At 55.6% G+C, this 25,887-nt stretch carries 26 protein-coding genes; 16 read left to right on the forward strand and 10 right to left on the reverse strand.

What is annotated here, in order from left to right; all coding sequences use genetic code 11:
- Positions 1 to 25 precede the first annotated feature (25 nt).
- From lpxD to FN806_RS02680, 3 genes are read left to right on the forward strand one after another with little or no spacing between them, the layout of a single operon-like run.
- Positions 26 to 1,117, forward strand: coding sequence for a UDP-3-O-(3-hydroxymyristoyl)glucosamine N-acyltransferase (gene lpxD / locus FN806_RS02670; protein WP_142633751.1), 1,092 nt, complete (start codon positions 26 to 28; stop codon positions 1,115 to 1,117).
- Between the two features lie 32 nt (positions 1,118 to 1,149).
- Positions 1,150 to 1,407, forward strand: a complete 258-nt coding sequence (locus FN806_RS02675; protein ID WP_142633752.1) for an acyl carrier protein — start codon at positions 1,150 to 1,152, stop codon at positions 1,405 to 1,407.
- 9 nt (positions 1,408 to 1,416) lie between these two features.
- On the forward strand, positions 1,417 to 2,625 hold the full coding sequence (locus FN806_RS02680; RefSeq protein WP_142633754.1) for a beta-ketoacyl-[acyl-carrier-protein] synthase family protein: 1,209 nt from the start codon (positions 1,417 to 1,419) through the stop codon (positions 2,623 to 2,625).
- Positions 2,626 to 2,665: 40 nt separating this feature from the next.
- On the opposite strand, the gene FN806_RS02685 is transcribed toward FN806_RS02680, so the two are convergent.
- Positions 2,666 to 3,283: an invasion associated locus B family protein gene (locus FN806_RS02685; RefSeq protein WP_142633757.1), complete on the reverse strand. Its 618-nt coding sequence runs from the start codon at positions 3,281 to 3,283 to the stop codon at positions 2,666 to 2,668.
- Between the two features lie 433 nt (positions 3,284 to 3,716).
- On the opposite strand from FN806_RS02685, the gene FN806_RS02690 reads away from it, so the two are divergent.
- Entirely contained in the window at positions 3,717 to 5,258 is a 1,542-nt protein-coding gene (locus tag FN806_RS02690) for a helicase HerA-like domain-containing protein (RefSeq protein ID WP_142633759.1), read from the forward strand.
- Between the two features lie 36 nt (positions 5,259 to 5,294).
- On the opposite strand, the gene FN806_RS02695 is transcribed toward FN806_RS02690, so the two are convergent.
- The 7 genes from FN806_RS02695 to FN806_RS02725 all read right to left on the reverse strand — a co-directional run bounded on the left by FN806_RS02695 (position 5,295) and on the right by FN806_RS02725 (position 11,527).
- On the reverse strand, positions 5,295 to 5,546 hold the full coding sequence (locus FN806_RS02695) for a hypothetical protein (protein WP_142633761.1): 252 nt from the start codon (positions 5,544 to 5,546) through the stop codon (positions 5,295 to 5,297).
- 176 nt (positions 5,547 to 5,722) lie between these two features.
- Positions 5,723 to 7,165, reverse strand: a complete 1,443-nt coding sequence (locus FN806_RS02700; protein ID WP_142633764.1) for a branched-chain amino acid ABC transporter permease — start codon at positions 7,163 to 7,165, stop codon at positions 5,723 to 5,725.
- Complete coding sequence (locus FN806_RS02705; protein WP_142633765.1) at positions 7,162 to 8,172, reverse strand: branched-chain amino acid ABC transporter permease; 1,011 nt, start codon at positions 8,170 to 8,172, stop codon at positions 7,162 to 7,164. Before FN806_RS02705 ends, FN806_RS02700 begins: the two co-directional genes overlap by 4 nt.
- Positions 8,172 to 8,597, reverse strand: a complete 426-nt coding sequence (locus tag FN806_RS02710) for a hypothetical protein (RefSeq protein ID WP_142633767.1) — start codon at positions 8,595 to 8,597, stop codon at positions 8,172 to 8,174. The genes FN806_RS02705 and FN806_RS02710 overlap by 1 nt, the downstream gene beginning before the upstream one ends.
- A gap of 2 nt (positions 8,598 to 8,599) precedes the next feature.
- Complete coding sequence (locus tag FN806_RS02715; RefSeq protein WP_142633769.1) at positions 8,600 to 9,430, reverse strand: ABC transporter ATP-binding protein; 831 nt, start codon at positions 9,428 to 9,430, stop codon at positions 8,600 to 8,602.
- On the reverse strand, positions 9,427 to 10,215 hold the full coding sequence (locus tag FN806_RS02720) for an ABC transporter ATP-binding protein (protein ID WP_142633770.1): 789 nt from the start codon (positions 10,213 to 10,215) through the stop codon (positions 9,427 to 9,429). The genes FN806_RS02715 and FN806_RS02720 overlap by 4 nt, the downstream gene beginning before the upstream one ends.
- A 130-nt stretch (positions 10,216 to 10,345) precedes the next feature.
- Complete coding sequence (locus tag FN806_RS02725) at positions 10,346 to 11,527, reverse strand: ABC transporter substrate-binding protein (RefSeq protein ID WP_142633772.1); 1,182 nt, start codon at positions 11,525 to 11,527, stop codon at positions 10,346 to 10,348.
- 153 nt (positions 11,528 to 11,680) lie between these two features.
- Here FN806_RS02725 and FN806_RS02730 point away from each other — a divergent pair, with 153 nt between their 5' ends.
- Positions 11,681 to 12,778 carry a PQQ-dependent sugar dehydrogenase gene (locus FN806_RS02730; protein WP_142633774.1) on the forward strand — a complete coding sequence of 366 codons (1,098 nt, stop codon included), beginning with the start codon at positions 11,681 to 11,683 and terminating at the stop codon, positions 12,776 to 12,778.
- On the opposite strand, the gene FN806_RS02735 is transcribed toward FN806_RS02730, so the two are convergent.
- Positions 12,775 to 13,779 (reverse strand): GlxA family transcriptional regulator, encoded by a 1,005-nt coding sequence (locus FN806_RS02735; RefSeq protein ID WP_142633776.1) that lies wholly within the window; start codon positions 13,777 to 13,779, stop codon positions 12,775 to 12,777. The two genes, FN806_RS02730 and FN806_RS02735, sit on opposite strands and share 4 nt — an antisense overlap.
- 169 nt (positions 13,780 to 13,948) lie before the next feature.
- On the opposite strand from FN806_RS02735, the gene FN806_RS02740 reads away from it, so the two are divergent.
- Positions 13,949 to 15,319, forward strand: coding sequence for a class II 3-deoxy-7-phosphoheptulonate synthase (locus FN806_RS02740; RefSeq protein WP_142633778.1), 1,371 nt, complete (start codon positions 13,949 to 13,951; stop codon positions 15,317 to 15,319).
- A 73-nt stretch (positions 15,320 to 15,392) separates the two neighbouring features.
- Here FN806_RS02740 and FN806_RS02745 read toward each other — a convergent pair whose 3' ends face one another.
- Positions 15,393 to 16,067: a PAS domain-containing protein gene (locus tag FN806_RS02745; RefSeq protein ID WP_142633780.1), complete on the reverse strand. Its 675-nt coding sequence runs from the start codon at positions 16,065 to 16,067 to the stop codon at positions 15,393 to 15,395.
- Positions 16,068 to 16,310: 243 nt separating this feature from the next.
- On the opposite strand from FN806_RS02745, the gene FN806_RS02750 reads away from it, so the two are divergent.
- The 10 genes from FN806_RS02750 to phoB all read left to right on the forward strand — a co-directional run bounded on the left by FN806_RS02750 (position 16,311) and on the right by phoB (position 25,835).
- A complete protein-coding gene (locus tag FN806_RS02750) occupies positions 16,311 to 17,201 on the forward strand; it encodes a YicC/YloC family endoribonuclease (RefSeq protein WP_142633782.1) in 891 nt (296 codons plus the stop codon).
- A 16-nt stretch (positions 17,202 to 17,217) separates the two neighbouring features.
- Positions 17,218 to 17,859, forward strand: a complete 642-nt coding sequence (gene gmk / locus FN806_RS02755) for a guanylate kinase (RefSeq protein WP_142633784.1) — start codon at positions 17,218 to 17,220, stop codon at positions 17,857 to 17,859.
- Complete coding sequence (locus tag FN806_RS02760; RefSeq protein ID WP_142633786.1) at positions 17,856 to 18,380, forward strand: gamma carbonic anhydrase family protein; 525 nt, start codon at positions 17,856 to 17,858, stop codon at positions 18,378 to 18,380. The genes gmk and FN806_RS02760 overlap by 4 nt, the downstream gene beginning before the upstream one ends.
- Before the next feature lie 34 nt (positions 18,381 to 18,414).
- Complete coding sequence (locus tag FN806_RS02765; protein ID WP_142633788.1) at positions 18,415 to 19,461, forward strand: sensor histidine kinase; 1,047 nt, start codon at positions 18,415 to 18,417, stop codon at positions 19,459 to 19,461.
- A gap of 195 nt (positions 19,462 to 19,656) precedes the next feature.
- Positions 19,657 to 20,697 carry a substrate-binding domain-containing protein gene (locus FN806_RS02770; RefSeq protein WP_142633790.1) on the forward strand — a complete coding sequence of 347 codons (1,041 nt, stop codon included), beginning with the start codon at positions 19,657 to 19,659 and terminating at the stop codon, positions 20,695 to 20,697.
- 78 nt (positions 20,698 to 20,775) lie between these two features.
- A complete protein-coding gene (gene pstC, locus FN806_RS02775; protein WP_142633792.1) occupies positions 20,776 to 22,248 on the forward strand; it encodes a phosphate ABC transporter permease subunit PstC in 1,473 nt (490 codons plus the stop codon).
- Entirely contained in the window at positions 22,245 to 23,606 is a 1,362-nt protein-coding gene (gene pstA, locus FN806_RS02780) for a phosphate ABC transporter permease PstA (RefSeq protein ID WP_185956610.1), read from the forward strand. The genes pstC and pstA overlap by 4 nt, the downstream gene beginning before the upstream one ends.
- Positions 23,607 to 23,618: 12 nt before the next feature.
- Entirely contained in the window at positions 23,619 to 24,416 is a 798-nt protein-coding gene (gene pstB / locus FN806_RS02785) for a phosphate ABC transporter ATP-binding protein PstB (protein WP_142633794.1), read from the forward strand.
- Between the two features lie 16 nt (positions 24,417 to 24,432).
- Entirely contained in the window at positions 24,433 to 25,134 is a 702-nt protein-coding gene (gene phoU / locus FN806_RS02790; protein ID WP_142633796.1) for a phosphate signaling complex protein PhoU, read from the forward strand.
- 11 nt (positions 25,135 to 25,145) lie between these two features.
- Entirely contained in the window at positions 25,146 to 25,835 is a 690-nt protein-coding gene (gene phoB, locus FN806_RS02795; RefSeq protein WP_142633798.1) for a phosphate regulon transcriptional regulator PhoB, read from the forward strand.
- The last annotated feature ends 52 nt before the right edge of the window (positions 25,836 to 25,887 follow it).

Consider the following 25,887-nt stretch of genomic DNA (forward strand, 5'->3'; position numbering starts at 1 on the left):
AGGTCCTAGTTCCGGGAAGCCCCACATGAAATATACAGTTCAACAAATCGCAGATGCCCTTGACGCTGAGTTCCAGGGCGATGCCAGCCTGGTCGTACATGCTGCTGCTGAACCGTCGGATGCAACTGCCACCGATCTGGCGATGGCGATGTCGCCGAAATATGCCGAGGATCTGGGATCGGGTTCGGCGCAGGTCGCCATCCTTTGGGAAGGTGCTGACTGGCAGGCGTTGGGGCTTAAGGCAGCAATATTCGTTCGACGACCGCGCATGGCGATGGCTGGGATCACCTCCATGCTGGATAAAGGGCAGGGCTTTGGATCCGGAGTTCACCCTTCGGCAGTCATAGACCCAACTGCGGATGTGGCAAATGGGGTCTCAATCGGCCCTCTGGCAGTCATTGGTGCACGGGCCCGAGTTGGCAGAGGGGCGAATATCGGACCGCATTGCGTCATAGGCATGGATGCTGTGTTGGGCGAAGACGCGGTTCTGCGCGAAATGGTCAGCATTGGTGCCCGTGTGCAGATCGGGGATCGTTTTATCGCGCAACCAGGGGCAAGGATCGGTAGCGACGGGTTCAGTTTTGTTACGCCCGAAGTATCGGGGGTAGAGAACGCGCGCAAGACCTTGGGGGATGCAGGAGACGCCAGCGCGCAAAGCTGGCTGCGCATTCATTCGCTTGGTTCTGTGGAAATTGGCGACGATGTCGAGATCGGTGCGAATTGCACGATCGACAACGGGACCATTCGTAATACTCGCATCGGGAATGGCACAAAACTGGATAATCAGGTCCATATCGGCCACAACACGCGCGTCGGTAATGACTGTCTGCTGTGTGGTCAGTCTGGTATTTCCGGTTCGGTTGAGCTTGGCAATAACGTGGTTCTGGGTGGGCAATCAGGCGTCTCGGACAATATTTTCGTTGGCGACCGGGTGATTGTCGGCGGTGGTACCAAAATCCTGTCAAACGTACCTGCCGGTCGTGTGTTGATGGGCTACCCGGCTGTGAAGATGGAAACCTTTACTGATGTCTATAAGGCGCAGCGCAGATTGCCGCGGATGCTTCGTGACGTGGAGGCGTTGAAAAAGGCTGTTTCCAAACAGCCTCCGAGCGATTAAATCACATTCAACGTGATAATCAGAGGATCGATATGAGCATCACCGACCGCGTCATTGCCATCATTGCCGAACAAGCCGTGTTGGAGCCTTCGGATGTGACGCCCGAAAGTACGCTCGAAGATCTGGGGATCGACAGCCTGGGGCTGGTCGAGAGTATCTTTGCCATCGAAGAAGAGTTCGACATTACCGTTCCGTTCAATGCCAATGAACCAACGGCCAGTGACTTTGACATCTCAAATGTCGCCGCGATCATTGCTGGGATCGAAAAGCTTGTGGCAGAAAAGGTCTGACCCAAGCAAATGAAACGGGTAGTAATAACCGGGGCAGGCACGATCAATTCGCTTGGTCATTCAGTTCCAGATACGCTTGAGGCGATGCGGGAAGGCCGTTGTGGCATTTCGGAACTTGAATTTCGAGATGTCGACAGGTTGGCGATCAAGATCGGTGGGCAGGTCCGGGGGTTCGAAGCCGAGGGTCGGTTCAACCGCCAACAGATGACTCTGTATGACAGGTTTACACAGTTTACCCTGACCGCGGCCAAAGAGGCCATAGATCAGTCCGGGATCGAATTCCACGGTGAGTTGGCTGCACGATCTGGCGTGGTTCTGGGAACAGCAGGTGGTGGCGTTTCGACCTGGGACGACAATTACCGTTCAGTCTATGAGGACGGGAAGAACAGGGTCCATCCATTTGTTGTACCTAAACTTATGAACAACGCGGCGGCAAGCCACGTATCGATGGAACATAACCTCAAAGGTCCCAGCTTTACCGTATCGACTGCTTGTGCCTCATCGAACCATGCGATGGCGCAAGCCTTTCAGATGGTGCGCAGCGGGGCGGCCCCTGCGATGATCACCGGCGGCTCAGAATCCATGTTGTGCTTTGGTGGCGTTAAGGCCTGGGAAGGGCTGCGGGTGATGTCCAAGGATGCCTGTCGTCCTTTTAGCGCCAACCGAAACGGTATGGTGCAAGGAGAGGGTGCGGGCATCTTCGTGTTCGAGGAATACGAACACGCGAAGGCGCGTGGGGCAGAAATTTTGTGCGAAGTTGTTGGTTTCGCGATGACCTCGGATGCATCAGACATTGTGATGCCCAGCAAGCAGGGCGCTGCCCGTGCGATGTCAGGGGCGTTGTCTGATGCTGGCCTGAATGCCAATCAGGTGGGTTATATCAACGCCCATGGCACAGGTACTGCGGCCAATGACAAAACGGAATGTGCCGCTGTAGCTGGCGTTTTCGGCCCGCATGCGGACGAACTTTTGATCTCATCCACAAAGTCGATGCATGGTCACTTGATTGGCGGAACCGGCGCGGTAGAGCTTTTGGCCTGTATCATGGCCCTGCGAGATGGGGTGATTGCACCGACGATTGGCTACGAAGAACCTGATCCGGAATGTGCTTTGGACGTTGTGCCCAACGAGGCACGCGAAGCGAAAATCGAGGTTGCGCTAAGCAACGCTTTCGCTTTCGGAGGTCTGAACGCTGTACTTGCCTTGAAGCGGATTTGAGAAAGCCGCTGGGTTAAACGGCTTTCTCGAAATGTAGTCTTCAGTTGGTTGCGACATCAACAATGTCGTAGCCTGCGGTAAACCCGGACAAAGACAGGTCAAGTTCGATCACCTGATCCGGCGCGGGCGCTGGAACGATGGTCAAAGTCGCCTTGCTGCCCTGCTTCATTGCGTCGATATCCCCTTGGGTCAGGCCGATTTGGGCAACACAGCCAACAGGGTTACAAAACGAATAGTTGTAGCGTTTGGCAGGCGCCCCGTCGATTGAGAGGGTCAGCTGCGCTTGCAACAGTGTTTCAAGCGGAACCAAGATATTTGCTCCGGCTACAGCCGAACCGCCTTCGGGTAGGCGGAACATGGAAAACTCAGCCATAGGCACATCTTGCGGGCCATTTATGACCTGTAGCAGCGAACACAGATCTTTGCCCGCGTTCATCTTCAAACAGTTCAGGCTCCAGTCTCCGAATTTTTCTTTGTCATAGCGCTGTCCGACCTTGACGGTTTCATCGACCGGCTGCCCCAGGTCGAGACCATTGTCCACCTGCTCGGTCGTAGGGGATTCGGTGGCAGGTTCTGTCGTGTCGGTGGTCTCTTGCGCCAGGGCGGCGCCGTTGAAAAGAAAAGCTGCCGCAACAAGCTTTATCGGTGTCCTGAACATAATTGCCTCGTGATTGTTGATGTGGCTTTTCGCTGGGTCTAGCACCACTGGCGCGCAGTGTCAGGCATTATGCAGCGTAAAAAGACAGAAGTGATCGGAATCTCGCCTGAGGCCCCGTGGGCAATACGTGTGGCCAAGAAAAAAGGGAGCCGGTGGAGCGGCTCCCTTTCATGAATTTTTCTCCCCGTCGGACCGGCCGACTTAATTATGAGCAGACGTTACGAGAGGGCGGCGCGATGGTCAACTGCTAACCTGAAAATTTAATTATGAAGCTATGGTGGAAAAAGGGCCGCGCGTGAACGCGCGGCCAGTCGACAGGGAGGAAGTTTGTTGACCGCGCAATTCTCATACACGAACAACCAGAAAACTATCGCAGCCAAAGGTTAACTTTGTATGCTGGGCGGAGATCGGTAGGAAACAGGGCCTTAAGCATATGAGTGAGAACATATTTCTTGGCGGTGGTGGCGCAGATTACAGCCAACCGCAGACGTTGTCGTTGAAATACGCCAACCGCCACGGCCTGATCGCCGGTGCGACCGGCACTGGCAAGACCGTGACGCTTCAGATCCTGGCCGAGGGGTTTTCCAAGGCCGGGGTGCCGGTGTTTCTGTCTGACGTCAAAGGTGATCTGTCTGGTTTGGCGCTGGCGGGCAGTGAAAGTCACAAGCTACATGGGGCATTTCAGAAGCGTGCCGAAACCATCGGATTCACGGATTACGAATATGCCGCTTGCCCGGTCACTTTCTGGGACCTGTTCGGTCAGCAAGGCCATCCGGTTCGAACCACAGTATCCGAGATGGGACCTTTGTTGTTGTCCAGGCTGATGGACCTGAGCGAAGCACAAGAAGGCATTGTAAACATTGCATTTCGGGTTGCCGATGAAGAAGGTATGCCCCTGTTGGATATGAAAGATCTGCAAGCCCTGTTGGTCTGGATCGGAGAGAACAGAGCAAATCTTTCGCTGCGCTATGGGAATGTCTCAACCGCCTCGATCGGTGCCATCCAGCGACGGTTATTGGTTCTTGAAAATCAAGGGGGCACCAATCTGTTTGGCGAACCTGCCCTGGAACTGGCCGATCTTATGCGCACCGATGCCAACGGGAATGGCATGGTGAACATCCTGGCCTCTGACAAGCTGATGGGATCACCTCGTCTGTATGCGACGTTCCTGTTATGGCTGCTGAGCGAACTGTTTGAAGAGTTGCCCGAAGTCGGCGATCCGGACAAACCCAAGCTGGTATTTTTCTTTGACGAAGCGCATCTGTTGTTCGAAGACGCGCCCAAAGTGCTTGTGGACAAGGTCGAGCAGGTCGCCCGCCTTATCCGATCAAAGGGCGTAGGGGTCTATTTCATCTCGCAAAACCCGGCAGACATCCCAGAAGACATTCTGGGTCAGTTGGGTAACCGGGTACAGCATGCTTTGCGAGCTTTCACCGCCCGAGACAGGAAAAACCTTCGCCTTGCGGCTGAAACCTACCGCGAGAATCCAACCTTTGATACTGAGGCCGCCATCCGTGAGGTTGGCGTGGGCGAGGCGGTTACATCCATGCTGCAAAAGAAAGGGGTTCCGGGCATCGTCGAACGCACTTTTATCCGTCCCCCTGGGTCACAGTTGGGGCCGATTACCGCTGCCGAACGGCAAACGGTAATGAATGCGTCTCCGATGAAAGGCAAATACGAAACCCGCATAGATCGCAGATCAGCCTTTGAGATGCTCCAGGCGCGGACTGATGCCGCAGCACAGGCCGCAGCCGAGGCAGAAGAACAGCTTGAGTCTCAATCGATTGCAGAACGCGAATTTGCCACGGCTCGCCGATACTCAGGTAGCAAAGTATCGCGGTCTTCTTCGCGGATCGTGCGAAAGAAGGACACCTTTGCCACCGCCATGAGCGAGGCCGTCATTAAAGAGCTTAAGGGAACAACCGGGCGCAGGATCGTCCGAGGCATTCTGGGCGGGTTATTTCGTAATCGTTGAATGGCGGGCCGGGCTGATTGCCCGGCCACACAACGGTCACTTCAGACGGCGTTGGCCTTCTTGTCTGCAATATGCATCAGCCTCGGGGACGGACATTTTTGTTGCCGGAAAGTCGATTGCCCGGTCCCAGTCCACGCGGTTCTGCCGGTAGAGCTGGCATGTTACCACGCCCTTGGGGGTCTGGACTTTGACCGGAGTGGTTTCCAGATCTTTTGGTGACGGAATACATGCGGTCAAAGAGGCAAGAACCGGCAACAGAATGAGTGTCTTTGTAAGAGTGGTTTTCATCGGTGTTTTCTATTCCCTGCGGGCAAATGGTAGTAGTCTGCACAAAGGCAAATATTTGGTGAACACGACTGTGAAACTTGTCAGGCCGATGAGTTGCTCTAGTAAGTTCCTCACTCAAAAGCAAGAAACCGCACCAATTTCTTGACGCGGTTCCATATATTGGAGGTTCTGTGGCCCTATTTCTCGGGGATCAGCCCTCTTGGACTGAATCTAAGAACAATCAGCAGAATCAACCCCATCGTGAACAGTCGCATATGGGCCGCGCTGTCGATCAGATGCGTCTTGAGCGCACTGCCATCGGGCATTCCGGACGTGATCAGGTTCATAAGCCACAACCCAATCGGTTCGACCTGGACCCACAGGAACCAGATGAGGAATGCGCCCAGCACAGCACCAAAGTTGTTGCCCGATCCGCCCACGATCACCATGACCCAGACCAGAAATGTAAAGCGCAGAGGGTTATAGGTACCCGGCGTCAACTGCCCGTCCAGCGTTGTCATCATCGCGCCCGCGATACCGCAGATGGCAGAGCCCAGAACGAAGATTTGCAAATGGCGGCGGGTGACATCTTTACCCATCGCCTCGGCTGCAACCTCGTTGTCACGGATGGCGCGCATCATGCGGCCCCAGGGGCTGCGCAGCGCCATCTGGGCCATCCACAGCAGGATCAGAAGAACAACCATGAACAGCAGGGAATAGCCCAGCTTGACCGACAGGGTCGAGGCGATGACAGGGTCCAGCCCAAACCAATCGGCACGGGCAATGAAGGATGGATCCTGCTGCAGCTCAACCTCATAGCCGACCACGGGCGAGGGGCGCGGGATGCCGTAGACATTCTTGACACCTCGGGCCAGCCAGTCCTCGTTTTTCATGATTGCGATGATGATTTCGGCAATCCCAAGCGTCGCAATCGCCAGATAGTCCGAGCGCAGGCCAAGGGCTGTTTTGCCGATCAACCAAGCAGCACCGGCGGCCAACACGCCGCCCGCTGGCCAAGCCAGCAGAACCGGCAGATTCAACCCGCCAAGGTTGCCCGCAACGGCTGGGTCAATGGCTTCGACACCAGCAACGCTGGGGTCAAACACTGCACGGTAAATGAAAAACCCGGCGATCAGAATGGCGACGATGGCAATCGTCTGTACACGGCCCCTCGGCATTTTTGTTGCCACCAGAACCGCCGCAACGACGGTCGCAGCCCCCAACAGCAACGAAAGGACGATCCCGTATCCTCCGGATGACCACGCGCCGGGTGTCGGCGGGGTTGAGACCAGCACAACTGCCAGCCCGCCCAGCGCAACAAAGCCCATAACACCAACGTTAAACAGGCCGGCAAAGCCCCATTGCAAGTTTACCCCAAGCGCCATGATGGCCGAGATCAGCCCCATGTTCAGGATCAGGATTGCTGTGTTCCATCCCTGCACCAAGCCAGTTGCCAGTATTAGAACGGCGACCGCAGCAAAAAGAACCGAGTTTTTCAGCCGCTCGTTGTCCGTTTGCACAGCATATCGGTACGTCCATCCTAGGGCGACCTCCGCGATTCCGGCAATCAGTCCGACGGTGCCAATAGTTGCTCCGGCGATCAGAGGAATAGCAATCGATGCAATGAGACTTAGGATCATACCGCTTTCCCCTTAAACAGACCTGTGGGCTTAAACAGAAGCACGATAAGCAAGATAACAAAGCTGACCGCGAATTTGTAATCGGTGGAAAGGAATTGGACCAACCCCGAAGGCTCCAGATGTTCCGGTGCCAGATAGGTCAGCACCTTTTTCCACGCATAGGTGATCGTCACCTCGGAAAACGCGATGATGAACCCGCCCGCGATAGCGCCCAGCGGGTTGCCGAGGCCGCCGACGATGGCCGAAGCGAAGATCGGCAGCAGAAGCTGGAAATAGACAAAGGGCTTAAAGCTCTTGTCCAACCCGTAAAGCACACCCGCAGTTGTCGCCAGCGCCGCGACAAGGATCCAAGTGATCATCACCACACGTTCAGGGTTGATGCCGGACAGCAGCGCCAGATCCTCGTTATCCGAATAAGCGCGCATCGACTTGCCGGTGCGGGTTTTGTTCAAAAACCAGAACAAAAGTGCCACGGCGACTACGGCCACAACCACAGTGATGCCCTGAGAGGTCTTGATCGCCAACCCCTCACGCAACCCGGTCATCGCCTTGAATTCCCGCGCTGAAACGATGAACCGCTCACCGTCCGAGAACCTTTGATCATCCGGCCCGATTATGAACCGCACCAGCCCGTTCATGATGAACATCACACCCATCGAGACGATCACCAGAATGACCGGCTTGGCCTTTTGTTCCCGGTAGAAACGGTAAACCATCCGATCCGTGATCAGAACCAGAACGATACAGCCCAGAATGGCAAAGGGCAGGGCCAGCAGAGCGGTTGGCAGCGGCCCGAAACTGACCCCGGCGGCCTGCAGGCCCCATGTGACCAGCACGGCGATCATCGCACCAAAGGCCATCGTGTCGCCATGGGCAAAGTTCGAGAACCGCAGGATGCCATAGATTAACGTCACCCCCAACGCGCCCAGCGCCAACTGGCTGCCATAGGCGATTGCGGGAACAAGGACGAAGTTGGAGAGCGCCACAAGGGCGTTGAGGAAGTCCATTAGTTTTGATTCTCCGCTTCGCAAAAACCTTCAACTGACCTTGTCAGTAGTTTGTCGCGTCCAACCAATGTTTCACTTAAGATTGCAGTTCCAAGTTCATAGTTGGGTTTGTCCGCATTAAAAACGCCTTGAAACACGTCGAGCCTTGGGCTGCCAATGTCTGGGCCATAGGCGAATACCGAAAGTATTGGATCATGCGTGACCCGAATATGCGACCAGTCACTAGTTGGGTATTCTAAGCCATTTTCGTGCCAGATTAATTGGTGCTCTGTTTCAGAAAGCATCACATTTCGTTGATTCTCAAACCTACAAAGAAGCACAATTTCTGATTCAGTTTGTTTTGATTGAAGTATCGCGCTCTCAGCAGAAGCGACGGTTACAAAAAGACAGACGAAAAAGGCGGCGAGACAGCTAAATCTATTCATCCTCACCCCCCCAAGAAACTCTTACGAACCTCTGGATCGGCCAGCAGTTCCTTGCCCGTGCCGGTATAGGCATTCCGCCCCTGAACCAGCACATATCCCTTGTCGGCGATCTCCAACGCCTGACGAGCGTTCTGCTCAACCATCAGGATCGGCAACCCAGTGCGCGAGACCTCGATGATCCGATCGAAAAGCTCATCCATCACGATGGGCGAGACACCAGCAGTCGGTTCGTCCAACATCAGCACTTTGGGCTGGGTCATCAGCGCGCGGCCCACGGCAACCTGTTGGCGCTGACCGCCTGACAGCTCTCCGGCTGCCTGGTTGCGTTTGTCGCGGAGGATGGGGAAGAGGTCATAGACCTGCTCCATCGTGTCCGAGAAATCATCACGGCGGATAAAGGCACCCATCTCAAGGTTCTCTTCCACCGTCATCGACGTAAAGATGTTCGAGGTCTGAGGAACAAAGCCCATCCCCTTGATCACCCGATCCTGGGGCGACAGGTTGGTGATGTCTTCTCCGTCCAGTCGCACAGATCCCGCGCGGACATCCAGCATCCCAAACACGGCCTTCATTGCAGTGGATTTACCGGCGCCGTTGGGGCCAACGATTACAGCGATTTCACCGGCGTCGACGGAAATCGTGCAATCATGCAGGATATCCGGGCCCTTGCCGTAGCCTCCGGTCATGGTGTCGCCGATCAGGAATGGGCCACCTTCGACGCGGTGCGTCTTTCCGCTTTTGCGATGTGCGGGCGTCATTGTGCCCATGCCGTGTGTATTGGTGATCGAGGCATCCTTGTTGCCGTGGTCATCCTGATAAGGATTATCGCTCATGCCCCGGCCTCCAGCTTGTCTTTGTTCTTCAGGCCGGTGCCCAGATAGGCTTCGATCACATGCTCATTGGCTTTGATCTCGTCCAGAGTGCCCTGGGCCAGAACCTTGCCCTCGGCCATACAAATGACCGGGTCGCAGATTTTGCCGATGAAATCCATGTCGTGTTCGATGACCACAAACGTATAGCCGCGTTCCTTGTTCAGGCGCAGGATTGTGTCGGCGATGGTCATCAGCAGGGTGCGGTTCACACCCGCGCCGACCTCGTCCAGAAACACGATCTTGGCGTCGACCATCATGGTACGGCCAAGTTCCAGCAGCTTTTTCTGCCCGCCCGAGACCTGACCGGCCTTGTGATCGGCCAGATGTTCGATGGTCAGAAACTCCAACACCTCATCGGCCTTAGCCATTAACGCGCGCTCTTCATTAGCGATGCGTTTGCGGCCGAACCAGGTGTTCCAAAGTGATTCCCCGGATTGCGCGCCGGGCACCATCATCAGGTTCTCTCGGCAACTCATCGAGGAAAACTCATGCGCGATCTGAAAAGTGCGCAGCAGACCTTTGTGAAACAGATCGTGTGGTGGCAAGCCGGTTATGTCCTCGCCATCCATGAACACGCGTCCAGAGGTGGGCGGGAGTACACCCGCGATCACGTTGAACAGAGTTGTCTTTCCGGCCCCGTTCGGCCCAATCAGGCCGGTGATCGAACCCTTCTGGATTTCCAGCGATGCCCCATCCACCGCATGAAACCCGCCGAAATGCTTATGCACGTCCTCGACGACGATCATCTTTTCCCCTAGCCGCCGTTTTCGGCGTTCTTGTTTTCACACCCTCATTGAAGAGGTGCGGTCTTTTTTCACTGAAGCAGCCCGGACACAAGGTCCGGGCTGCTTATTTTCAGGTCTTCTTAGGCCAAAATCAACGGAAGTTGACGGTCTTGTTTTCGCCGTCGGTGACTTCGATCTCGCGATATGAACCTGCGCTTTCTCCGGGGCCGATCAGCTCAACGCCGGACGCGCCGACATAGTCGATGTCCTGACCAGCGGCCAACAGTTCCAGACCTTTGGCCAGCTCACCCGGATAGATCTTCTCACCTGGAGCGTTGGCAACATCTAGGATCTTGCTGCCATAGTCGGCCGGGTTGGTCGAACCAGCGGCCTGCATCGCCAGCATGAACAGCGCTGCGGCGTCATAGCTTTCAGGCGAATAGGGCGACGATCCGTCAAAACCGGCGGCTTCGGCCATGGCAAAGTACTTTTCAGCACCTTCACCACCTGAACCGGCGATCTGACCGAACGAGCCGTTCAGGTCGGGACCGACATTTGCGGGCAGCGAGTCACCGATCATGCCGCCCGGCAAGCCGAACGTGTCGAATGCACCGCTGTCCAGCGCCGACTGAATGATGCCCAGTCCGCCCTGATCGAGATACCCGGCTACAACCAGAATGTCGCCACCGGCGGAGGCCAGCGCGCCAACTTCGGCCGAGTAGTCCGCTTTGCCATCTTCATGCGCTGCCACGATTGTGACTTCGCCGCCCGATGCCTCGAACGAGGACTGGATCGCGTCTGCCAGACCCTTGCCATAGTCGTTGTTGGTGTAGGTCAGTGCGATTGAAGTGATACCGCGATCATTCAGGATATCTGCCATCACTTGACCTTCACGCGCATCCGAAGGGGCGGTGCGGAAGAACAGGCCGTTATCCTCCATGGTCGACAGGCCGGGCGAGGTCGCCGAGGGCGAGATCATGACCATCCCGTTCGGGATCGCGACATTCTGCAGGATCGCTCCGGTCACGCCAGAGCAGTCACCGCCAATGATGCCGGCAACGCCGTCGGCAATCATGCGTTCACCGTTCGAGGTGGACAGGCCGTTGTCGATACAGCCGGTATCAGCGCGCGATGCGGTGACGGTCGAGCCATCCAGCAGTTTGCCGGATTCGGTGACTTCGGCCATCGCCATCTCGGCGCCTGAACCCATAGCGGGTGCCAGCGATTCAATCGGTCCGGTAAAGCCGAACAGAACACCCAATGTGACGTCTTCGGCCATAGCTGCGCCCGAAAGAAGGGCGGTTGCTGCAGTTGCTGTAAGCAGCTTTTTCATATGGTTACTCCCAGTTGTGAACGTATTCGTTCTGGGCACGACCCTAGGCAAGCTGTTCGAAAAAGAAAAGTCCTAACGCAAACGTGTTTTTGTGGCGCACAGTTCTAGTTGTTCAGATGTGCCCGGCGCGGTGTTTTCGGTAAGGAGAACGAGATGTTTAGACTAGCTTTGATCTTCATCTTTTCTGTTGTTTCAGGGTTGGCCGGGGCAGAATCGCTAACTACCAACTCCGGATCGGCGCGTGTGACGGCGATGGTGAAGGGGCTCGATACGCCCTGGGCAATCGGCATCCTGCCTGACATGTCCTTTCTGGTAACTGACCGCGAAGGTGAACTTCTGTTTGTGTCGGAGGGAAACATAGTTCGCGTCAAAGGCACTCCCAATGTGGTTGCAAAGGGGCAGGGCGGTTTGCTGGACGTAACCGTTGCCAGGGATTTTTCGCAAAGCCGTGAGGTTTTCCTGACCTATTCCAAGCCTCAACCAAAGGGGGCAGGCACGGCACTTGCGATTGCGCGCCTGTCCGAAGACGGATCAGAGCTGACCGATCTGCGCACGATTTTCGAAGCGGAAAATGGTGGAGATTCTGGGCGTCATTTTGGCTCTCGTATTGTCGAGGCAAAGGACGGGACATTACTTGTCACTATCGGCGATCGTGGTGATCGCCCGACCGCACAGGATCAATCGAGTCACAACGGCTCGGTGATCCGTGTGAATCGGGACGGCTCGGTGCCGGCTGATAATCCATTTGTCGGACAACGGGGAATTCAGCCTGAGATATGGTCTTATGGCCACCGGAATCCCCAAGGCGCAGGGCTGGATGCACGGGGGCATCTATGGGTATCGGAACATGGAGCCAAGGGCGGAGATGAAGTGAACCTAATCCGGCCGGGGCGGAACTATGGCTGGCCGGTGATTTCCTATGGCAAGCACTATTCCGGCCAGGCAATCGGCGAGGGGACGGCGAAACCGGGGATGGAGCAACCTGAATTCTATTGGGACCCTTCCATCGCCCCATCCGGCCTTTTGATTTATTCAGGCAAGCTTTGGCCCGAATGGAAGGGTGATCTATTCGTCGGGTCGCTCAAATTCGACTATATCGCTCGGCTTGAAGGCATCCCTTTGACTGAGGTCGAGCAGATCAAGGGCCCTCAGACGGAACGCGTCCGCGACATTGTCGAGGCACCAGATGGATCAATCTGGTTTGTTTCCGTCGGGCAGGGCGCTGTCTTTCGCATGACCCCCAGCGATTAAACAGACAAGCGCCCGCTTTGCGCACCGCGCTCACGATAGGGCGTGGTGTTGTAATGCGCCCGGTAGCATTTCGAGAAATGGCTCGGCGAGGCAAACCCGCATGCCAGCGCCACGTTGATCACGCTCATGTCGGTCTGCATCAGCAGGTTCCGGGCTTTATGCAGGCGCAGCTCCATATAATAGCGTTTAGGTGACCGGCTGAGGTAACGGCGAAACAGACGCTCTAGCTGCCGCGTGGACATGCCGACCTCTTTGGCCAGAAGCGAAGGCGAGATCGGCTCTTCGATGTTCTTCTCCATCATCAGGATGACCTGGCTCAGCTTGGGATGGCGCACCCCAATCCGTGTCGGGGTCGACAGACGCTGAGTGTCCTGATCAGTACGGATCGAGGAATAGATCAGCTGATCGGCCACCGCGTTCGCAAGATCTTCGCCAAAATCCTCGGCGATGATTTTCAGCATCAGGTCGATAGAGGAAGTACCACCGGCTGTTGTCATCCGGTTTCCGTCAATCTGGAATACGGATTTGGTCAGTTCGACCTCATCAAATTCTTCGGTGAAACTGTCTGAGTTTTCCCAGTGAATTGTCGCACGCTTGCCATCCAGTAAACCGGCCTTGGCCAAGGTATAAGCTGCCGTACACAGCCCACCAATGCGCAATCCCCGGCGTGCTTCGCGGCGGACCCAGTTCAGAATTTTCTTGGTGGTAGCGGCTTGAACATCGACACCGCCGCAGATCAGCACGACGTCATCACGCTGCAGCTCGGCTAGATCTGCGTCCAGTTTGAACTCGGTTCCTGCGGAACATCTGATTGTCTCGCCGCCTTCTCCAGACAGACTCCAACTGTAAAGCTCTTTGTCGGCCATTCGGTTTGCGATGCGCAGGCTATCCAGCGCAGAGGCAAAACACAGCAGCGAGAATTTGTCCAACAGGACAAACACGAAATGACGAGGGCTGGCCGCAGTGGTTTCCACCGTGACAACTTGGCGTTGCTCTTGCATGGCGAGGTGTCCTTGATTCGGCGCCGTTTGACCCTACGTCCGGCGACAGATTTGACCGCCACCATGATCAAAGCTTGTTTGCGACGTCAAGTGGTCCAAATCGTATATGGCCTCTCACCAAACGTTTTTGTATAGAGGCGACTTGAATACTTCAGCGGAGATCAAAGCTATGACCGAATGGCAAAAAACGAACTGGCGCAACAAGCCCCGGGTTCAGATGCCAGACTATACCGACGCAGCCGCGCTGGCAAAAGTCGAGGCTCAGCTTTCGCAGTATCCGCCGCTGGTGTTTGCAGGTGAGGCACGTCGGCTCAAGCAACATCTTGGTGCTGCGGGGCGGGGTGAGGCTTTCCTGCTGCAGGGCGGCGACTGTGCTGAAAGCTTTGAACAATTCAGCGCGGATGCGATCCGCGACACCTTTAAGGTGATGCTGCAGATGGCCATGGTTCTGACCTATGGCGCAAAGGTGCCGGTGGTCAAAGTGGGCCGTATGGCTGGACAGTTCGCCAAACCGCGCAGCGCACCGACAGAGGTGGTGGATGGCATTGAGCTGCCCAGCTATCGCGGCGATATCATCAACGAGCTGGATTTCACGCCCGAGGCGCGGATTCCGAATCCGTCCAAGATGTTGCAAGCCTATACGCAGGCAGCGGCAACATTGAACTTGTTGCGCGCCTTTTCGACCGGTGGTTTCGCCGATATGAGCCATGTGCATTCGTGGACACTCGGCTTTGCCGATGGCCAGGATGTTCAGAAATACTCTGAAATTGCTGACCGAATTCAGGATTCGATTGATTTCATGGGGGCTGCGGGCATCACCGCTGACACAACGCATGAATTCTCGTCGGTTGAATTCTATACCAGCCACGAAGGTCTGCTGCTTGAATACGAAGAGGCGCTGACCCGTCTTGATTCTACATCGGGCAACTGGTTGGCCGGGTCCGGCCACATGATCTGGATTGGCGACCGCACCCGTCAGCCTGATGGCGCGCATGTTGAATTCTGTTCTGGCGTTCTGAACCCGATCGGTCTGAAATGCGGTCCGACGACATCTGCCGAAGACCTCAAAGTTCTGATGGCCAAACTGAACCCGGAAAACGAAGAAGGGCGTCTGACCCTGATCGCGCGGTTTGGTGCAGGCAAGGCAGGAGAGCATCTGCCGCGTCTGGTCAAAGCCGTCAAGGAAGAGGGCGCCAAGGTGACCTGGGTCTGTGACCCTATGCACGGCAATACGATCAAATCGGCCACCGGCTATAAGACCCGGCCCTTTGATTCCGTGCTGCGCGAAGTTCGCGACTTCTTTGGTGTGCATCAGGCCGAGGGCACGATCCCCGGCGGTGTGCATTTTGAGATGACCGGGCTAGACGTGACCGAATGCACTGGAGGTGTACGCGCTGTAACAGAAGAAGATCTGTCAGACCGTTACCACACTGCCTGCGATCCACGTTTGAACGCGTCGCAGTCGTTGGAACTGGCCTTCCTTGTTGCGGAAGAACTGACAGATCTGCGCCGGAACCGCGGCAAACGCGCAGCCTCCTAACTACTTGGTCAGACGATCTTAAAAAGGCGGGTCTAATAGGCCCGCCTTCTTTACATTTAACACGCGTTACTCGTTACTTATCCCGTGATACGACCAATCGAAGGTGAGATCCGGGACGTTTGAACTCTTGTTGTTTTTCGGCAAATCCTTCTACAACAGGCTGAACCGGTTGTTGCGGCGCCTTTATTTCTGACACAGCACGCAGTTTGTGATGGCTTACATCAAAGCGCCGGGGGGTTGCCCCAATCGCCCTGTCACTGACCATGACGCCAAGAACACGGCTGACATCGCCCAAATCGCTTTTCAGCGGCAAAAGGATCATTCGCGCCTGAAGATCCGTGCGCCCAAACCCACCGGTCGAGGCCAATTTAAGTTCAGCAATGGCAGGACCGACAAAAACCTGTTCAAGGATTTCCGTAACCTGAGTTCGCGCGCTGGGTTCGAAAAAAGCGGTCAGCGGCATTCCCCGGACCTCCATACCCGCCAGTGTGTTCAAGTGACTGCCGGCCAGACGAAACCGGGCCAGACCGGGTGCAATGCGTTCAAGGATGAAGGTGTTAGGCAGGATATTCTCAAGCCCGCGCGGGTCGATCTGAGATCGCATAGGAACACCATCGCCGGACAGCAAGGCTGTCCAGTACGCTTCGGCCTGTTGTATGGGCGATAGACTGCGCCCACTGTCAAAACGATCCATTGCGACGATCTTTCCAAATTTAGTCCCGGAACCGTTACCGAAAAAGATCTTCATTTTCATCACCCTAACTGCAATCGACCGTCATTTTCATAAAATGCAAGATACCGGGGGCTTTTGCGCCTTGTCGGTACCTGCCTAGACGAGATTGGCACGGGTTGAGTCAATTTTGGAGTAATTCTTTAATGAATGGTTAACCTCTGTCCGACGCTGTCATTCTCAGCAAACTCTTGCCCTGCACACGAGGATGGCATTAGGTGCGGACAAGAACACTGGGCGGGCAAAGCGGAGAAGACAGGCATGATCAGATCCATGACCGGATTTGCCTCGGGCAAGGGAACACATGGTCCACACAGCTGGACCTGGGAGCTGCGCAGCGTAAATGGCAAAGGGCTGGATATGCGTCTGCGGGTGCCTGAATGGCTCACGGGGCTTGAGGCTGCGCTGCGGTCACGGATGTCCAAAGGTCTGGGCCGGGGGAATGTGACGCTGTCGCTCAAGCTGAGCCGCGAGGAAGCGACCGCCGATTTGGTGCTGAACCCGGTTGCGATGGCTGCCGCGCTTGATGCGATGGCACGAACGCAGACGATGGCAGAAGAACGGGGGATAGTGCTGGCCCCCTCAACAGCGGCCGAACTGATTGCGGTCAAAGGCATGTTGGAAACGGGTGGGGATGCCGATGATCCCGAACCTTTGGTCAAACATCTGATAGCTGCGTTTGACGCATTGCTGCGCGATTTTATTCAGATGCGTGAATCCGAGGGCCGCGCCTTGGCCGATGTGCTGGACGGACAGCTAACGCAGGTCTCAACCCTTACGGAACAGGCCGCCCAGCTGGCTGAAGAGCGTCGGGATAAGATCGCAGAAAACCTCCGAGAAAACCTGCAGCGCGTGATGGACAACGCTCAGGGCGCCGATCCAGACCGGGTTGCACAGGAACTGGCCTTGATCGCGGTCAAGTCTGATATAACCGAGGAAATTGACCGGCTGAAAGCCCATGTCACAGCCGCGCGCGATCTGTTTGCGCAGGATGTCGCCGTGGGGCGCAAGCTTGATTTCCTGATGCAAGAGTTCAACCGCGAGGCCAATACGCTGTGTTCCAAGGCACAAAGCGCTGATCTGACAACAGTGGGGCTTGAGTTGAAGGCGGTAATAGATCAGATGCGCGAGCAAGTGCAGAACGTAGAATAATGACAGGAGCGCCCTGATGGCGGATCGACGCGGCCTATTAATCATTCTGTCCTCGCCTTCGGGCGCAGGGAAATCCACGTTGGCCAAGCGTCTGATGCAATGGGACACGGATCTGGAGTTCTCGGTTTCGGCCACAACACGCGCGCCCCGGCCTGGGGAAGAACATGGGCGTGAGTATTATTTCCTGACAGAAGATACCTTTCGACAGCAGGTGTCCGAGGGACAGATGCTGGAACATGCCCATGTGTTTGGCAATTTCTACGGCTCTCCGGCTGGGCCAGTTCGCGAGTCCATCAATGACGGCAAGGACGTTCTGTTCGATGTCGACTGGCAGGGCGAGGTGCAGATTAGGAACTCGGATCTGGGCAAACACGCCCTGTCGATTTTCATCCTGCCACCGTCGATCCCCGAATTGCGCCGCCGACTGGAAAGCCGCGGTCAGGACAGTGAAGAGGTTATTTCCAAGCGGATGCTCAAAAGCTGGGATGAGATCAGTCATTGGGGATATTACGACTATGTGCTGGTCAATGACGATCTGGATGAGACCGAAGAAAAGCTGAAAACCATCGTCAGTGCCGAGCGAATGCGGCGTATCCAGCAACCCAAGCTTCAGGATCATGTCCGTACGCTGCAAAACGAATTCGAGGATCAGTCATGACCATCTATGCCCTTGGCTCTGATGTACCGGAAATCCACGAGGACACCTGGGTCGCCCCAGACGCCAATCTGATCGGCAAAGTCGTGCTCGAGCAGGGGGCCTCGGTCTGGTTCGGCTGCACGATCCGCGCTGATCACGAAGAAATCCGGGTTGGTGAGGGCAGCAATGTTCAGGAAAACTGCGTGATGCATATTGATGCGGGGTATCCTCTGACCATCGGGAAGAACTGCACGATTGGGCATAAGGTCATGCTGCATGGCTGTACGATCGGGGATAATACCCTGATCGGAATGGGGGCCATCGTGTTGAACGGTGCCAAGATCGGCAAAAACTGTCTGATCGGGGCAGGGGCTTTGGTGACCGAAGGAAAAGAGATACCGGATAACTCTCTGGTCATGGGCTCACCGGGTAAAGTGGTGCGGGAGATCGACGCTGCGACGGCCCAGAAGCTGACCTTCAGCGCCTTGCATTATCAAGAAAACATGCGTCATTTTCGCGATACAATGCGAGAGCTATCCTAGCGTCCAACTGCGTTGCTAAGAGAACTGCCCCTTTATGACCAACGACCAACTTGAAGAAATTGTAACCGCCATCCCGATGCCCGCGCTGATGGTTGACCAGACGGAACGGATTATTGCGGTCAATACCGAAGCAAAGACGTTGTTGGGCCAGAATATCCTGCAGCGGCATTTCGCGACCATCCTCAGACAGCCGCAGGTTATCGAAGCGATTGAACAAAGCCTGCGCACGAAGGGAACGTCCAACACTCGGCACCTGTCCAATGACGGTGCCCAGGATACAACATTCGAAGTTCAGTGCCGGTATATGAATGGGGTCGGTGCAGTATCCGGCGGTGCGTTGCTTGCTGTATTTCAGGACGTTACGCATGTTGAGCAAGCAAATCAGATGCGACGTGATTTCGTCGCGAATGTCAGCCATGAATTGCGGACCCCGCTGACGGCATTAATGGGCTTTATTGAAACCTTGCGCGGTCCGGCCCGAGATGACGAGGCCGCCCGGGATCGTTTTCTTCAGATCATGAACGACGAGGCAAATCGCATGAACCGGCTTGTCGGCGATCTTCTGTCTTTGAACCGCGTCGAAAGCGAAGAGCGGGTTCGCCCGAAAGAACAACTTGAGCTGACGGCACTTCTTAAATCGACCCTCAATTCTCTGCGCCCATTGGCAGATGACGCGGATGTAGTGCTGAGCCTGGATGCGCCCGAAGACAAAATAATGCTAGTTGGCGACAGCGACCAGTTGCTCCAAGTATTTACCAACCTGATCGAGAACGGAATTAAATACGGCGGCAGCGGTGGTCGGGTAGAAGTTCGCGTCAAATCTTCGGATCACGATACTGCTATGCGTGGTCCCGGTGTTCGCGTTCAGATCGTGGATAGGGGACCTGGAATCGACCCGAAGCATGTATCGCGTTTGACCGAACGATTCTATCGCGCGGACAGTCATAGGTCACGGCAACTGGGTGGAACCGGGTTGGGCCTGGCGATTGTAAAACATATTCTAAACCGCCATCGCGGCAGATTGCGGGTGGAAAGCGATCTTGGTAAAGGCACTGTTTTTACAGTGATTTTGCCGCGCTGATCGCTTGGATCAAGCCAGTTGTCGGATCTGTTTTGTTTCTTTCACAGCATATGTTCTGTGGCGTATCGGCTGAAAATCCAAACATGTCATGAAACCGTTACACACTTGTCACAAAAGACTTACGCACGACTTTTAGAGGTTCGGCCAAGATCATCATGAGGATGATCCAGAAACATATTTCTCAAGGAGACTGAAATGTCCTTTGTAAAACTGTCGGCTTCGGTTCTGGCTATCGCTGCTGTTTCGGCCACTGCGGCCACCGCGCGTGATCAAGTTCAGGTTGCTGGTTCTTCCACCGTTCTGCCCTATGCTTCGATCGTTGCAGAAGCCTTTGGCGAAAACTTTGACTTCCAGACCCCGGTTGTTGAATCGGGCGGATCTTCGGCCGGCCTCAAGCGGTTCTGTGAAGGTGTTGGCGAAAACACCATCGACGTAGCGAACGCTTCGCGCCAGATCCGTGAAAAAGAGATCAAAGCCTGTGCCGAAAACGGCGTCACCGACATCATCGAAGTTCAGATCGGCTATGACGGCATCGTTTTCGCATCCGACATCAACGGCAACTCGTTCGAGTTCACGCCGGAAGATTGGTACAAAGCGCTGTCCGCTCAGATCGTAGTTGATGGCCAGCTGGTCGACAATCCCAACAAGACCTGGGCCGACGTGAACCCAGCATTCCCGGCGCAGCCGATTGCAGCCTTCATCCCCGGCACCAAGCACGGCACGCGTGAAGTGTTCGAAGACAAGGTGATCCTGGCCGGTTGTGAGCATCTGGGTGACTTTGATGTCTACAAAGCCGCAAATGGCGACGACAAGAAAGCCGCTGAAAAAGCCTGTATCGCTCTGCGTACGGATGGCGTTTCGGTCGACATCGACGGTGACTATACCGAGACCCTGGCGCGTATCGACAGCAACAAAGACGGCATCGGCGTCTTTGGTCTGGCGTTCTACGAAAACAACACCGACAAACTGCAGGTTGCGACCATGGCAGGCATCGTGCCTTCGACCGAATCCATCGCAACTGGCGAATACCCGGTATCGCGCCCGCTGTTTTTCTATGTGAAAAAAGCGCATATCGGCGTTATCCCCGGGCTGAAAGAATATGCAGAGTTCTTCGTCGCTGACGAGGTTGCAGGCCCCGATGGCCCTCTGGCTGCATACGGTCTCGTATCAGACCCAGAGCTGGTCAAGGTTCAGGAAATCGTAGCCAGCGAAACCACTTTGGGCGGCGGTTCCTAAGCTTTCACACGACTGAACCGGGGCGGTGTCTACGCCCCGGTTTTCTTAAATCCACTCCTGCCGCTTGACGGAGTTCTCATGGCACTAACCTGGCTGCTGCTCATTTTGCTGGCGATTGCTGTTCTTGGCTATTTTGCGGGCCGGTCCCGCGCGATGGCCAGCGCGGACGGAAACCTGCGCAATCTGCACTCTCTTCCATCCTATTACGGCTATAACGTCGCACTGACGGCTCTGATACCGGGGTTCGTTTTGTTGGTCACCTGGTTGCTGGTGCAGCCCTTGATCGTTAGCAATTCTGCCTCTGGGTTGCTGCCGGACTCGGCAATCCCCGAGGGGTCGACCCGCGGCTTGCTGATGAGCGAAGTGCGCCGGGTCGCCAACGGCCTGGACGGCGCGGTTGCCGCAGGCACCATGACCGAAGACTTTGCCCGCAGCGCGCATGAGGATTTTGCCGATGTGACCGCGAGACTGAAAGAGGCTGGCCAGATCATTACGCAAGAGGTAACCGCACCCATTCTGCTGGCGGCGCAGAAATATCGCTCGATGAGCGCAAGCGGAAACATTGCGATGCAGATCGCGGTTTTGGTTGTGACGCTGATCGGGGCCTCATTTGCCTATATCCGCACTCATAAAGAATTTCGCGCCCGAAATGTTGTCGAACAAGGCATTCTGGCGCTGCTGCTGCTGGCCGCTTCGATCGCAGTTCTGACCACAGTCGGCATCGTCCTGTCCATGTTTTTTGAAACGATGAATTTCTTCGAACTTCATTCGTGGAAAGACTTTTTCTTTGGAAGCACCTGGGCCCCGAACTTCCGGGGCGGAAGTGAACTGTCGATCCTCCCACTGCTGTGGGGGACTTTGTATATTTCTCTGATCGCGTTGCTGGTTGCGGTTCCGATTGGGCTGTACGCTGCGATCTATCTTTCCGAATATGCCTCGAGCGTGGCAAGGTCTGTGGCCAAGCCTTTGCTGGAAATCCTCGCCGGTATCCCAACCATCGTTTACGGTCTTTTCGCGCTGCTGACGGTCGGTCCGGCACTGGTATCTGTGTTCGGGCAGGGGGGTGCTTTGGGCGTTGGTTGGATGGCCAGTTCGAACGCTGTACTCACGGCGGGTCTGGTCATGGGCATCATGCTCATCCCATTCGTGTCGTCACTATCTGACGACATCATCAACGCGGTGCCCCAGTCAATGCGAGACGGATCGCTAGGCTTAGGCGCAACGCATTCCGAAACTGTCAGGCAAGTCGTCCTGCCGGCAGCTTTGCCCGGGATCGTAGGGGCAATCTTGTTGGCCGCAAGCCGCGCAATCGGTGAGACGATGATTGTCGTAATGGCCGCCGGTGCGATTGCCAAATTCTCGGGAAACCCTTTCGAAGCCATGACCACAATCACCACTAGGATCGTCAGCCAGCTGACCGGGGATACTGATTTCGCAAGCCCGGAGACTCTTGTGGCCTTTGCCCTGGGTCTGACCCTGTTCATCATTACGCTGGGGCTGAACATCTTCGCCCTCTATATCGTGCGCAAATACCGGGAGCAGTATGAATGACTGACATGTCCCAAAAACAAGACGCAGCACCTGCCGCTAAACACAAAGGGGCTTCGCTGTTCAATCAGGACACACAAACCAAGCGTCGCAATGCGGCCGAAACCCGGTTCAAATTGTACGGTATCGCGGCCATTGGTATCGGTCTTGTGATGTTGATTGTGTTGGTGACCAATATCGTCACCTCCGGTACCGGCGCCTTTCAGCAAAGCTTTCTTGAGCTGACGGTTGAGCTGAAGGAAGACAAGCTCGACAAAAAGGGCAACCGTGACATCGCGGATATCAGCAAGGTTTCGACCTTCGGATACGCGCCTTTGATCGCCTCCGCACTGGAGGTTGAGGTGCAGAAACTGGGCATCCAGTCCGATCTGTCGCCCAAAGAGATGGGGCAAATCCTGTCCAAATCCGCACAGGCGGACCTGCGTAATTACGTCATCTCGAACCCGGATGAGATCGGAAAGTCGGTCAGCTTCCGTTTTCTGGTGAACAGCCGTGTTGATGGGTATCTGAAAGGGCGTGTGACACGTAATTCAATCGCAAATGACAAAAGCATCTCTGTCGCACAGCTGGACTTCGTGGATCAGTTGCGTGCTGCTGGTGTGCTGTACAAGGCGTTCAACCCTGACTTTATCTTCGGGGCGGACGCCTCCGATCAGCGGCCCGAGGCTGCCGGGATCGGAGTATCCATGCTGGGTTCTCTGTTCATGATGCTGGTCGTGTTGGCGCTGGCCCTACCGATCGGGGTTGCCGCCTCGATCTATCTGGAAGAATTCGCGCCTCAGAACCGGTTTACCGATATCATCGAGGTGAACATCTCGAATCTGGCGGCCGTTCCTTCGATTGTATTTGGTATTCTGGGCTTGGCCGTGTTCATCAATTATATGCATTTACCGACCTCTGCGCCGCTGGTTGGTGGTCTGGTTCTGACGCTGATGACGCTGCCAACAATTATCATTTCGACCCGAGCATCACTCAAGGCGGTGCCGCCGTCGATCCGAGACGCCGCGTTGGGGGTAGGGGCCTCGAAAATGCAGGCAGTGTTTCATCATGTGTTGCCACTGGCCGCACCGGGCATCCTGACGGGTACTATTATTGGCCTGGCGCAGGCGCTTGGTGAAACTGCGCCGTTGCTGCTGATCGGTATGGTGGGCTTTATCGCCTCGAACCCACCGGATGGAATAGTGGACGGTTTTCTGTCTCCGAACTCGGCCATGCCAGCACAGATTTACGAATGGTCCAAGCGCGCCGACCCGGCCTTTTACGAACGCGCATGGGGGGGCATCATTATCCTTCTGCTTTTCCTAGTAACAATGAATGCAATCGCAGTCATCCTGCGCCGCCGCTTTGAACGCCGCTGGTAAATGGGGTCAATTATGAACGATATGACACGAGTGGAGAGAACCGTGGACGCCAAAGACATCAAGATCGCCGCGAACAAGGTTCAGGTTTATTACGGTGAAAATCACGCCATCAAAGACGTCGACGTCAGGATCGAAGACAAGACCGTCACCGCCTTTATCGGCCCCTCGGGTTGCGGAAAATCCACCTTCCTGCGCTGCCTGAACCGGATGAACGATACGATCGACATCTGCCGTGTCGAGGGCGATATCCTGCTGGATGGCGAAGATATCTATGACAAACGCGTCGACCCGGTTCAGCTGCGTGCCAAGGTCGGTATGGTGTTCCAGAAACCGAACCCGTTTCCCAAGTCGATCTATGACAATGTGGCCTACGGCCCGCGTATCCACGGACTGGCCAGAAACAAGGCCGAACTGGACGAGATTGTTGAGAAATCACTACGCCGCGGGGCAATCTGGGACGAGGTCAAAGACCGTCTGGATGCCCCCGGAACCGGCCTGTCCGGCGGTCAGCAACAGCGCCTGTGCATCGCCCGTGCGGTGGCTACGGAACCTGAGGTCCTGCTGATGGACGAGCCGTGCTCGGCCCTTGATCCGATTGCGACTGCGCAGGTCGAGGAACTGATCGACGAATTGCGGTCGCGATACTCGGTGGTGATCGTTACCCACTCGATGCAGCAGGCCGCTCGCGTCAGCCAGAAGACCGCGTTTTTCCATTTGGGCAACCTTGTCGAGTTTGGTGAAACCGGACAGATTTTCACCAACCCCGAAGATCCCCGCACCGAAAGCTACATCACCGGCCGTATCGGCTGAACATAGGTATTCAGAGATGACAGAACAACATATCGCATCCGCCTTCGACCGGGATCTGGAAGCCATTCAGGCGCATATCATGAAAATGGGCGGCCTCGTCGAAGCCGCAATCATGAGCGCGGCACGGTCGCTTGAATCGCGCGATGTCGAACTCGCGCAAGAGGTGCGTCAGGGCGACAAGGCCATTGATGCGTTGGAAGAGCTGATCAACGAAGAAACGGCGCGTTTGATCGCGCTGCGTGCGCCAACAGCAAGCGATCTTCGTCTGGTCCTATCGGTATTGAAGGTTTCCGCCAACCTGGAACGCATCGGCGACTATTCAAAGAACATAGCCAAGCGCACGACCGTCCTGGTCAATACCAGTGAGATCAATGGCAGTGCCGCCGCCTTGCGACGTATGGCACGTGAGGTCGAGCGGATGCTCAGGGACGCTTTGGACGCCTATGTCCAGCGCGACGCTGAGCTGGCGGCGGATGTCATCGAACGTGATGAGGAAGTCGACCAGATGTATAATGGTCTGTTCCGAGAATTCCTGACTTTCATGGCAGAAGACCCGCGCAACATCTCATCCTGTATGCACCTGCATTTCATCGCCAAAAATATAGAACGTATGGGCGATCATGTGACGGCGATTGCCGAGCAGGTCATTTATCTGGTGACCGGAGAGCGCCCGACAGAAGCGCGTCCCAAAGCCGATTTTACATCGCAATCCGTCTAGGAGATTTGAGAATGTCCGCTGATCAACCGACCGTTCTGGTTGTCGAGGATGAGCCGGCTCAGCGCGAAGTCCTGGCCTATAATCTCGAGGCAGAAGGCTTTCGCGTATCTAAAGCAGCCAATGGTGAAGAGGCCATGTTGCTGGTCGATGAAGACAGTCCGGACATTATCGTACTGGACTGGATGATGCCCAATCTCAGCGGGATCGAGGTTTGCCGCCGGCTGAAAACCCGCTCCGACACGCGGTCGATTCCAATTATCATGTTGTCGGCCCGGTCGGAAGAAATCGACAAAGTACGAGGTCTGGAAACCGGGGCTGATGACTATGTGGTCAAACCCTATTCGATTGTCGAGCTTATGGCCCGGGTACGCACCCAGTTGCGGCGTGTCCGGCCTGCGACTGTAGGAATTAGGCTGGAATTCGCAGACATCGTTTTGGATTCTGAAACTCATAAGGTCAGCCGCGACAGCAAACCACTAAAGCTTGGCCCAACCGAATTTCGCTTGCTGAGCACATTCATGGAAAAGCCGGGCCGCGTCTGGAGCCGAGAACAGCTATTGGATCGCGTCTGGGGGCGGGATATTTATGTCGATACACGAACGGTCGACGTTCATATCGGCCGCTTACGCAAAGCATTAACGCAGTATGGTGGAGATGATCCGGTTCGCACTGTTCGCGGTGCGGGATACGCGCTGGGTTGAACGCGTGGGGCGGGCGGCTGCAAGCTATGAGTTTTACTCAAGGGTGGATGCG

The sequence above is a fragment of the Ruegeria faecimaris genome (assembly GCF_900182615.1).
Taxonomy (GTDB): Bacteria; Pseudomonadota; Alphaproteobacteria; order Rhodobacterales; family Rhodobacteraceae; genus Ruegeria; species Ruegeria faecimaris.

What these genes read in the sequence shown, in the direction of transcription:
- FN806_RS02715 (WP_142633769.1), bottom strand. Translation starts at nt 9,430, where the DNA reads ATGAGCGATAATCCTTATCAGGATGACCACGGCAACAAGGATGCCTCG.
- FN806_RS02765 (WP_142633788.1), top strand. Translation starts at nt 18,415, where the DNA reads ATGACCAACGACCAACTTGAAGAAATTGTAACCGCCATCCCGATGCCC.
- FN806_RS02685 (WP_142633757.1), bottom strand. Translation starts at nt 3,283, where the DNA reads ATGTTCAGGACACCGATAAAGCTTGTTGCGGCAGCTTTTCTTTTCAAC.
- phoU (WP_142633796.1), top strand. Translation starts at nt 24,433, where the DNA reads ATGACAGAACAACATATCGCATCCGCCTTCGACCGGGATCTGGAAGCC.
- pstA (WP_185956610.1), top strand. Translation starts at nt 22,245, where the DNA reads ATGACTGACATGTCCCAAAAACAAGACGCAGCACCTGCCGCTAAACAC.
- FN806_RS02690 (WP_142633759.1), top strand. Translation starts at nt 3,717, where the DNA reads ATGAGTGAGAACATATTTCTTGGCGGTGGTGGCGCAGATTACAGCCAA.
- FN806_RS02725 (WP_142633772.1), bottom strand. Translation starts at nt 11,527, where the DNA reads ATGAAAAAGCTGCTTACAGCAACTGCAGCAACCGCCCTTCTTTCGGGC.
- gmk (WP_142633784.1), top strand. Translation starts at nt 17,218, where the DNA reads ATGGCGGATCGACGCGGCCTATTAATCATTCTGTCCTCGCCTTCGGGC.
- phoB (WP_142633798.1), top strand. Translation starts at nt 25,146, where the DNA reads ATGTCCGCTGATCAACCGACCGTTCTGGTTGTCGAGGATGAGCCGGCT.
- FN806_RS02720 (WP_142633770.1), bottom strand. Translation starts at nt 10,215, where the DNA reads ATGATCGTCGTCGAGGACGTGCATAAGCATTTCGGCGGGTTTCATGCG.
- pstC (WP_142633792.1), top strand. Translation starts at nt 20,776, where the DNA reads ATGGCACTAACCTGGCTGCTGCTCATTTTGCTGGCGATTGCTGTTCTT.
- FN806_RS02700 (WP_142633764.1), bottom strand. Translation starts at nt 7,165, where the DNA reads ATGATCCTAAGTCTCATTGCATCGATTGCTATTCCTCTGATCGCCGGA.
- FN806_RS02770 (WP_142633790.1), top strand. Translation starts at nt 19,657, where the DNA reads ATGTCCTTTGTAAAACTGTCGGCTTCGGTTCTGGCTATCGCTGCTGTT.
- FN806_RS02740 (WP_142633778.1), top strand. Translation starts at nt 13,949, where the DNA reads ATGACCGAATGGCAAAAAACGAACTGGCGCAACAAGCCCCGGGTTCAG.
- FN806_RS02675 (WP_142633752.1), top strand. Translation starts at nt 1,150, where the DNA reads ATGAGCATCACCGACCGCGTCATTGCCATCATTGCCGAACAAGCCGTG.
- lpxD (WP_142633751.1), top strand. Translation starts at nt 26, where the DNA reads ATGAAATATACAGTTCAACAAATCGCAGATGCCCTTGACGCTGAGTTC.
- FN806_RS02730 (WP_142633774.1), top strand. Translation starts at nt 11,681, where the DNA reads ATGTTTAGACTAGCTTTGATCTTCATCTTTTCTGTTGTTTCAGGGTTG.
- FN806_RS02695 (WP_142633761.1), bottom strand. Translation starts at nt 5,546, where the DNA reads ATGAAAACCACTCTTACAAAGACACTCATTCTGTTGCCGGTTCTTGCC.
- FN806_RS02705 (WP_142633765.1), bottom strand. Translation starts at nt 8,172, where the DNA reads ATGGACTTCCTCAACGCCCTTGTGGCGCTCTCCAACTTCGTCCTTGTT.
- FN806_RS02745 (WP_142633780.1), bottom strand. Translation starts at nt 16,067, where the DNA reads ATGAAGATCTTTTTCGGTAACGGTTCCGGGACTAAATTTGGAAAGATC.
- FN806_RS02735 (WP_142633776.1), bottom strand. Translation starts at nt 13,779, where the DNA reads ATGCAAGAGCAACGCCAAGTTGTCACGGTGGAAACCACTGCGGCCAGC.
- pstB (WP_142633794.1), top strand. Translation starts at nt 23,619, where the DNA reads ATGAACGATATGACACGAGTGGAGAGAACCGTGGACGCCAAAGACATC.
- FN806_RS02710 (WP_142633767.1), bottom strand. Translation starts at nt 8,597, where the DNA reads ATGAATAGATTTAGCTGTCTCGCCGCCTTTTTCGTCTGTCTTTTTGTA.
- FN806_RS02680 (WP_142633754.1), top strand. Translation starts at nt 1,417, where the DNA reads ATGAAACGGGTAGTAATAACCGGGGCAGGCACGATCAATTCGCTTGGT.
- FN806_RS02750 (WP_142633782.1), top strand. Translation starts at nt 16,311, where the DNA reads ATGATCAGATCCATGACCGGATTTGCCTCGGGCAAGGGAACACATGGT.
- FN806_RS02760 (WP_142633786.1), top strand. Translation starts at nt 17,856, where the DNA reads ATGACCATCTATGCCCTTGGCTCTGATGTACCGGAAATCCACGAGGAC.